This window comes from Maricaulis sp. (assembly GCF_048268525.1).
Taxonomy (GTDB): Bacteria; Pseudomonadota; Alphaproteobacteria; order Caulobacterales; family Maricaulaceae; genus Maricaulis.
This window is the reverse complement of record NZ_JBLWVH010000020.1, coordinates 56,299-63,553: the sequence shown is the minus strand read 5'-3', so window position 1 is coordinate 63,553 and position 7,255 is coordinate 56,299. Positions and strand designations below refer to the sequence as shown.

Below are 7,255 nucleotides of genomic sequence, written 5' to 3'. Positions count from 1 at the left end.
TGTGTTTGCAAGCAGTGTCATCTGGTCTCCCCTCGACAGACTGACCCACGCTAGACTGGCTCGCATGATCGAGCAAAGGGCACAGGGCAGGTGTGTTGCGGCGGGGCTGCTGGTGTGGGTCGACGCGCTGGTCGCGACAGCGTCTGCGTCTGCGTCTGCGGAATCGCCGGAGGGCAATGACGGCCCCCTGACGATCCCGGCAGTTGCCGCGCTGGAAGCGATGCTGGCCGAACGCCCCCATGCCCGCGACGAAGCCTGGCGTACCCTGTCGCAGCCGCGCCTGCCGTTGCGATCCATCGATCCCGACAATCCCGGCCACGCCCTGGTGACCTTTGCCTGGCGCGGTGACGCGCAGACCACATCCGTTCGCCTCGACAGTGTGATCAATGCGACAAGGGCCCGCCAGCCGGTGACCGACTATATCGCCGATTTCACCTTGCCCCTGACGCGCCTGGACGGCGCCGATATCTGGACGCTGACGCTCTCGGTGCGGCGCGATGTGGAAGCCGTCTATTCCTTCCTGGTCGAACGCGAGGGCCGGGTGCAGCGCTGGTCCGACCCGGCCAATCCGGCCCGGTTGGGCGGACGTGACGGCGAGTCGCTGCTGCGTCTCGACCGCGCCCGGCGCGCTGACATTCATCGCCCGCTGGCCTTTGACGAAACCATCCCGGCGCAGCGTTTGACCGTCGACAGTGCGGCGCTGGGGCGGCCGGTCCAGCTTGATGTTTTCCGCGCGCCCGGCGCTCCGGACGATGCCCCGATCCTGATCCTCTATGACGCCTTTTTGTGGGGTGATCGGGCGAGGGCAAGTGACATGCTGGCCCGGCTCGCGACCCGCGGCGATATCCCCCCCACCCATCTCGTCCTGATCGACCAGCTCGACCCCGCCAGCGCCCATCACGCCTATGCCGACCAGGCCGCCTTCATCGCCGATGAATTGCTGCCGGCCCTGCAAGCAGAAGCCGGTCTGACGCCGCGCCGCGAAACGACCCTGCTCGCCGGTGCCTCACGTCGCGGCCTGTCGGCCAGCCTGACCGCGCTCGCAAGGCCGGAGCAGATCGGCGGCGTGATCTCGCTGTCGGGCTCCTTCTACTGGGCACCGGAGGGCGCCGAGCCGGAATGGGCGCGCCGGCAGCTGACGCCGGCTCCGGATGAGGCCCCGCGCTTCCATCTTGCGGCCGGACGCCTGGAGACTGTGCGTACCAGCACCAATCAGGGCCATGTCATGCTGGAGACCAACCGGTTGATGGCGCAAGCCCTCACCGCGCAGGGCTATCCCGCCGAGCTGGCCATCTATCCCGGCGGTCACGATATCGCCGGCTGGCGCAATGCACTGGCGGACGGGTTGGTGGCGTTGTTGGGGGATAGGTGACCCATGGCCGCGCCCCGGCGCGGAGCAGTCCATAGATCACTTGTCAGCCAGCGGGCCGTATCCGTTTCTTCAGGTCAAGGGCGGCCCAGCCGCCGCTCCGCGGGCATGCCCCTTGACCTGAAGAAACGGATACGGCGATCTCTCGGCAAGCGGTCTATGGCGGGGTGTGCGCCGCGGGCCCCTCACGCCCGGCCTATTTCGGCGGTTTCACCCCACCGCTGGCCGGGCGCTGCGTGACGTTGGTCAGGCGGCCGGCGGCGAAGTCTTCCAGATAGGGGATCCAGCGTTCCGAGCGGGCGGCGATATAGATCATCGGGCCGCGTGGGTTGGAGCGGAAATTGCTGTCGGTGGCGACGACAAAATACTCATTGCCCTCACGCACCATGAAGGGTGAACCGCTGTCGCCGCGGGTGGTGTCGCAGTCATGGGCCATGGTGTTGTCATTGGCGATCTCGACCATGTGACAGCCGATATTGCCGGACAGGTGGGCGCCGGTGTCCCAGCTATAGCCGCCCTGATAGAGGTCGGCCTGCATCGCGCCGCGGCGACCTTCCGCATCCACCAGTCCGCGCACGCCGACATGGCCGAGCGTGTCGCCCAGGCGCTGGTCGATGCGCAGCAGCGCCCAGTCGGTGCCGTCGATCTCATCACCGGAGGAGAAGCGCTGGTCGTCCCAGTCCGGGTCGATGAAATGGTCGATCACTCGCGCCGAGAGCGGGCCGCCGGGGCGGTCGAAGGCGGTCTGGAACACGCCGCGCGAGTCGGTGCGGCCATCGCCATTGATGCAATGCGAGGCGGTGATCAGGACGTCGGGACCGATCAGCGTCGCCGTGCAGGCGCCGCCACTGTCGAAATCAACCTGTCCGACGACATTCCAGGGGAAGGCCGAGGTATCGTGGAAGACGCGGTCATCATGGCCGAAATAATGGTCATTGATGGTCAGCGGGCGTTCGCGGCCGATGCAGTCGGCGCGGTCGGTACGCTCGGCGCAGCGGCCATCACCGATGCCCGGCTCGCTGCACACACCGTCGAAGGCGGTCTCGCAGCTGTCATTGCGGAAGCGCAGCTCGATGATGGCGCCGCAATCGGCCAGGTCGGTTCCTTGTGTGCAGGCGCCGGTGCCGAAGCCCGGCTCGTCGCACTCGCCATCATTGGCCCAGCGGCAGGTATTGTCCTCGACGCCTTCAACGATGCGCCAGCAATCGGAATAGTCCGTGCCAACCTGGCAGGCGCCGGTACCGATACCGGGATCGTCGCACTCGCCATCATTGGCCCATTGGCAGGTGTCATTGCCGGTATACCGCGTCGACGGAGCGGTGCCGCTGCCGGGTTTGGGCGGTTTGACATCGACCTGGCGCAGCCAATTGCCGATCTCGCGGCTGGTCAGGCGTTCGCTTGCAGGTTCGGCTGAGGCTTCGACAGGAGGCGCACCCGCGAGGACAGGCCCGTCCTGGGCTGACAGCGGTGCCGACAGGCCGAGTCCTGATGCCAAGAGTGCCAGAGCGGCGGTCCGTATATGATGGCGCATGATGAGCTCCCTTCCCCTGCAGTCGTCCGCTTATCGGTCAGTTTTGCGGCATTTCCAAGCGCTTCCCCCAAGTGCTTCTTCCGAAGCGCCCCCGCCTGACATCTGACGTTCATGGCGATGACTGGAAGCTGAACAGGGCCTTCAAGCGCGGCTCAGGCGCGGTGTGGCTAGTTGGGCTCATCAAACACCGGCGCCCCCGGCCGGACCGTTACAGGAGACACGTCATGAAGCCCCTCAAAGCCCGCCTTCCCATAGCCCTGCTGGCCTTGGCCGGCTCTGTCCTTGCGACCGGCGCCGCCAGTGCCGGAACCTGGCACCTCAATGCCGGCGCCTGCCCTGACCTGCGCGAGGACCGCATCGATGCCCGCCATACCTCCGGTCGTTTTGACCGCCTCGAAGACATGCGCGATCGCAGCGTCATCGACTGCCCGGTTTCCGCCTGGTCCTACGAGCCGGACCGCTGGGAGCGTGATCGCCATTATATGAGAATTGCCGCGCAGCCGCGCAGTCCGGGCCTGGTCTATCTGGCCGGAGATGGTGGATATTATGTCCGTGACTATCAGGGCCAGACGCGCTGGATCGATGTGGAAGTCCACTATCCGCGTGCCTTCAACGGTCGTCGCTTTGCGCCCGCCCGCAGCGGTTTCGACCGCTATCCACTGGCCCCGCATCCGCGTGATCGCCACCCCGTCACCCGGCCGCTACCGCGTCCGCATCGCGGCTGGTGACCGACAGAACAGCGCCGGTCACGGTTCAGACCGTGATCCGGCCATCCAGATAGCGAGGCGCGTGGCCGTAAAGGGTCACGCGTCCGCCTTTGGGGGCGACGTCGAGCGCCCCGGGGCGCGGGCCGATTTGACGGGCCGACAGCCGCATCTTGTCGAGCCGCTCGCCCCAATAGGGCGCCAGCGTGCAATGCGCCGACCCGGTGACCGGGTCCTCATCAACGCCTGATGCCGGTGCGAAAAAACGCGACACGAAGTCGGTCTTCTCGCCCGGCGCGGTCAGGATGATGTTGGTTTCCAGCGCCCGCAGCTGGCCATGATCCGGCTCAGCCAAGCGCACCGCGGCTTCGTCGGCCATCACCCACATCTGATAGCGGGCCCCGTGGATACGGGTGACGTCGAACACGGCCTGTGGTGACGTGTCCAGACCCAGCGCGGCTTCGATGGCGGCTGATTTCGCGGTCGGCTCGAAGGCGATCATCGGCAGGTCCATGGCATAGCCATCGCCCTTGTTGTCACGACTGACAGCCAGACGTCCCGAGCGGGTATCGAAAGCCGCGGTCCGGCCTTTCACAAGGCCTTCCTCCAGCACCACGGCGCCGGCGGCGAAGGTCGCATGGCCGCACAGATCCACCTCGACCGTCGGGGTGAACCAGCGCAGATGCCAGCAATCCTCGCCACGCGGGACGATGAAGGCGGTCTCGGACAGATTGTTGGAGTTGGCGATGCCCAGGAGTTCGCTGTCCGACAGGAATTCGTCCATCAGGACCACGCCGGCCGGATTGCCTGAATGCGGGCGGCCCGGATCGGCAAAGCTGTGGATCTCGAAATAGCGCAGGCTGATCGTCATGGCGTCCGGCCCCTACCAGATGTCGCTGTCGTGCGGCCGGAAGCGCAGGGCGAGATCAGGGTCATCGGCGTCCAGTGCCGCCACGGTGGCGACCGTGAAGGGTTCACCATCAGCCCGCTCATTGAGGGCGCCGATCACCATCGCCCGCGCTTCGTCGCGCAATTGCGACACGGCCCGCGGCAGGTTGCGGCGCCAATTGTCGACCTCGCGTTCCAGGGCGGCCAGATTGTCCGGCTGATCGGCCGTATCGGCTTGGCGCCAGCGCCCGATATCGCGATAGGCGGCGGACAGGCGCGTGCCTTCCTCCTCCTCGAAAATGTCGATCTCGATCATCATCGCCTGATAGACCAGCGAGCTCTCGACCAGACCGCCGGTCGCCGGCCGGGCATCGGCCCAGCGCACAAACCAGGCACGGGCGGTCTCGATCGGGGTCGAATAGGCCGAGCCCCAGAAATTGCGCTCATCCCGGTTGAGCAGGGTTTCGTCCACCGGATCAATCACGAAAACGGTGGGCGTGGCATAGATCGCGGCGACGCCGAAGCGGCGCATGATGTCATGGTTCTGATCACGCCAGCCGACATCGATGAAGCGAACAACGTATTGCGCCTCCAGTGTCGCGGCGAGCTCGGCGTCCTCGAAATGATGCGCCAGGCCACGGCTGTCATGGCACCAGTTGGCACCGAGCACGAGCAGGAGACGTTTCTCCTCGGCCAGGGCCTGCGCCATCGCCGCATCGACCACAGCCATGGCGTCGTAATTCCCGTCAAAGGGCTGGGGATGTTCGTCATCGGCCCGGACCGGGGTGATGACCAGCAGGAAGAAGCATCCGATGAAAGCGGCAAGACGCATGGGACAGGTCCTCGAATTGTGAGGCGGCCACTCAAGCATGATCAGCCGCGGTCGAACAGGCGGACGCGCTGCGCCCGCCTGTCACTGTCGCGATTGTGATCCTGGCCCGCCGCAATCAGCCCGCCGCCAGGGCCGCCAGCCGCGCATAGAGGCCGGCATCATTGGCCGCCAGCTCGTCATGCGTGCCCTGTTCGACAATCCGGCCCTGCTCGAACACCAGGATGCGGTCGGCATTGCGGATGGTCGACAGGCGGTGGGCGATGAGGATGGTCGTGCGTCCGTCCATCACCGCTTCCATCGCCGCCTGCACATCGCGCTCGGTCTCGTTGTCGAGGCTGGAGGTCGCCTCGTCGAGAATGAGGATGGGCGCATCGGTGAGGATGGCCCGGGCGATGGCGACCCGCTGGCGTTCGCCCCCGGACAGCTTCACCCCGCGCTCACCGACCAGCGTGTCATAGCCTTTGGGCAGGCGCTGAATGAAGGCATCGGCATGGGCCGCCCGGGCCGCTTCGACGATATCGTCGGCGGTGGCGTCGGGCGCACCATAGGCGATGTTCTCGGCGATGGTGCGGTGGAACAGGGCCGGGTCCTGCGGCACCAGCGCCACATTGCGGCGCAGGCTGTCCTGCGTCACGCCGCGCACATCCTGACCGTCAATCCGCACCGCGCCTTCATTCACGTCATAGAGGCGCTGGACCAGCTTGACGAAGGTCGACTTGCCCGAGCCGGTCGGCCCGACCAGCGCTACCGTCTCACCCGGATCGATCTCCAGCGAGAAGTCGGAATAGAGCGGCCGGGTCTGGCCGGCATAGGTGAAGCCCACCTCGTCGAAATGGATCGCACCGCGCTCGCCTCGGAAGTCAGGCGCGTCCGTCTGATCGCCGACATCGCTCTCCTGCAGGTCGAAGATCGCCAGATCCTGGATCTCGTCCATGCCGCGCTGGACCTGCTGCACCTGTTCACCAAAGCGCCGCATATAGCCGGACACGATCATGTAGGCGGTCAGCGCCGCCACCACATCGCCGGCCGAAGCCGCACCGCGCGACCATTGCCAGACCAGCAGGCCCACCAGGGCCGCCTGCATGGTCAGGTCGGTGATGATGTTGACCAGCCAGGAGTTGACGAAACGCAACCAGGTCTTCTTGGTCTCGGTGCGCCAGCGCCAGGCCAGGTCGTGAAAGCGTTCGTCCTCGCGGGCCTCGGCACCAAAGCTCTTCACCGTCGCCACGCCGCCGATCGAATCCGCCAGCGCTCCGCCGATCTCGCTGTCGAGCGCGTTCGAGCGGATATTCTGGGGGCGGATATAGTAGCGGCTCAGCAGCAGCGAAGAGGCGACAAAGGCGGCCATGACAACGAAGACCACGCCGCCAACCAGCGGCCAGCGCAGCGCCATCATCCCGGCAATGCCCAGCATCACACCGACCGAGGGCGCGATACCCATGAAAATGTTCACCGTGACATTGTCATAGGCCCACATGCCGCGCGTGATCTTGCGCACCACCGACCCGGCAAAGGTGTTGGCGTGCCAGTCCAGCGAAAAGCGTTGCACCCGCGCAAAGGCATGGGTGGTCAGATCCGCCATGTTGGCCGAGGAAAACGGTACCTCGCAGCGCGAGGCGGCCTGGCGCAGGGCGTAGTAGATCAGCGCCGCGCCCAGATAGGTGGCAAAGGCCGGCCAGGGGGCGCCGCCGTCGGGACCGGCGGCGAGGGCATCGATCAGGCGTCCGGCGGCGAGCGGGATCATCAGTTCGGCAATCGTCGCCAGCACCATGAACACGATCATCCCGCTCAGCAGGATCGGCCGACGCCGCCATTGGCGCGTCAGATAGGCCAGCACCTGCAGGTTGGACAGGTCTCGGGCACGGGGCGTTTCGTCTTGGTCTTGAAAGTCGGACATCTCAGCAGCGGACCCGGGAGCAGCAAGGCTGCGG

Annotated in this window: 6 protein-coding genes; 2 read left to right on the top strand and 4 right to left on the bottom strand. The window is 66.2% G+C overall.

The window, feature by feature from the left end:
- The coding region (locus tag ACN0X9_RS11215; RefSeq protein ID WP_417487685.1) for an alpha/beta hydrolase-fold protein at positions 1-1,372 on the top strand (1,372 nt) is incomplete at its 5' end.
- Positions 1,373-1,565: 193 nt separating this feature from the next.
- On the opposite strand, the gene ACN0X9_RS11210 is transcribed toward ACN0X9_RS11215, so the two are convergent.
- On the bottom strand, positions 1,566-2,900 hold the full coding sequence (locus ACN0X9_RS11210; RefSeq protein WP_417487684.1) for a trypsin-like serine peptidase: 1,335 nt from the start codon (positions 2,898-2,900) through the stop codon (positions 1,566-1,568).
- A gap of 224 nt (positions 2,901-3,124) precedes the next feature.
- Here ACN0X9_RS11210 and ACN0X9_RS11205 point away from each other — a divergent pair, with 224 nt between their 5' ends.
- A complete protein-coding gene (locus tag ACN0X9_RS11205; protein WP_417487683.1) occupies positions 3,125-3,628 on the top strand; it encodes a hypothetical protein in 504 nt (167 codons plus the stop codon).
- A 25-nt stretch (positions 3,629-3,653) separates the two neighbouring features.
- Here ACN0X9_RS11205 and ACN0X9_RS11200 read toward each other — a convergent pair whose 3' ends face one another.
- The 3 genes from ACN0X9_RS11200 to ACN0X9_RS11190 all read right to left on the bottom strand — a co-directional run bounded on the left by ACN0X9_RS11200 (position 3,654) and on the right by ACN0X9_RS11190 (position 7,221).
- On the bottom strand, positions 3,654-4,475 hold the full coding sequence (locus ACN0X9_RS11200) for a PhzF family phenazine biosynthesis protein (protein ID WP_417487682.1): 822 nt from the start codon (positions 4,473-4,475) through the stop codon (positions 3,654-3,656).
- 12 nt (positions 4,476-4,487) lie between these two features.
- Positions 4,488-5,324, bottom strand: a complete 837-nt coding sequence (locus tag ACN0X9_RS11195; protein ID WP_417487681.1) for a thioredoxin family protein — start codon at positions 5,322-5,324, stop codon at positions 4,488-4,490.
- A gap of 115 nt (positions 5,325-5,439) precedes the next feature.
- A complete protein-coding gene (locus ACN0X9_RS11190; protein ID WP_417487680.1) occupies positions 5,440-7,221 on the bottom strand; it encodes an ABC transporter ATP-binding protein in 1,782 nt (593 codons plus the stop codon).
- Between the last annotated feature and the right edge of the window lie 34 nt (positions 7,222-7,255).

Excerpts from the sequence above, each read along its gene's own strand:
- ACN0X9_RS11195 (WP_417487681.1), bottom strand. The coding sequence starts at position 5,324 with ATGCGTCTTGCCGCTTTCATCGGATGCTTCTTCCTGCTGGTCATCACC.
- ACN0X9_RS11200 (WP_417487682.1), bottom strand. The coding sequence starts at position 4,475 with ATGACGATCAGCCTGCGCTATTTCGAGATCCACAGCTTTGCCGATCCG.
- ACN0X9_RS11190 (WP_417487680.1), bottom strand. The coding sequence starts at position 7,221 with ATGTCCGACTTTCAAGACCAAGACGAAACGCCCCGTGCCCGAGACCTG.
- ACN0X9_RS11210 (WP_417487684.1), bottom strand. The coding sequence starts at position 2,900 with ATGCGCCATCATATACGGACCGCCGCTCTGGCACTCTTGGCATCAGGA.
- ACN0X9_RS11205 (WP_417487683.1), top strand. The coding sequence starts at position 3,125 with ATGAAGCCCCTCAAAGCCCGCCTTCCCATAGCCCTGCTGGCCTTGGCC.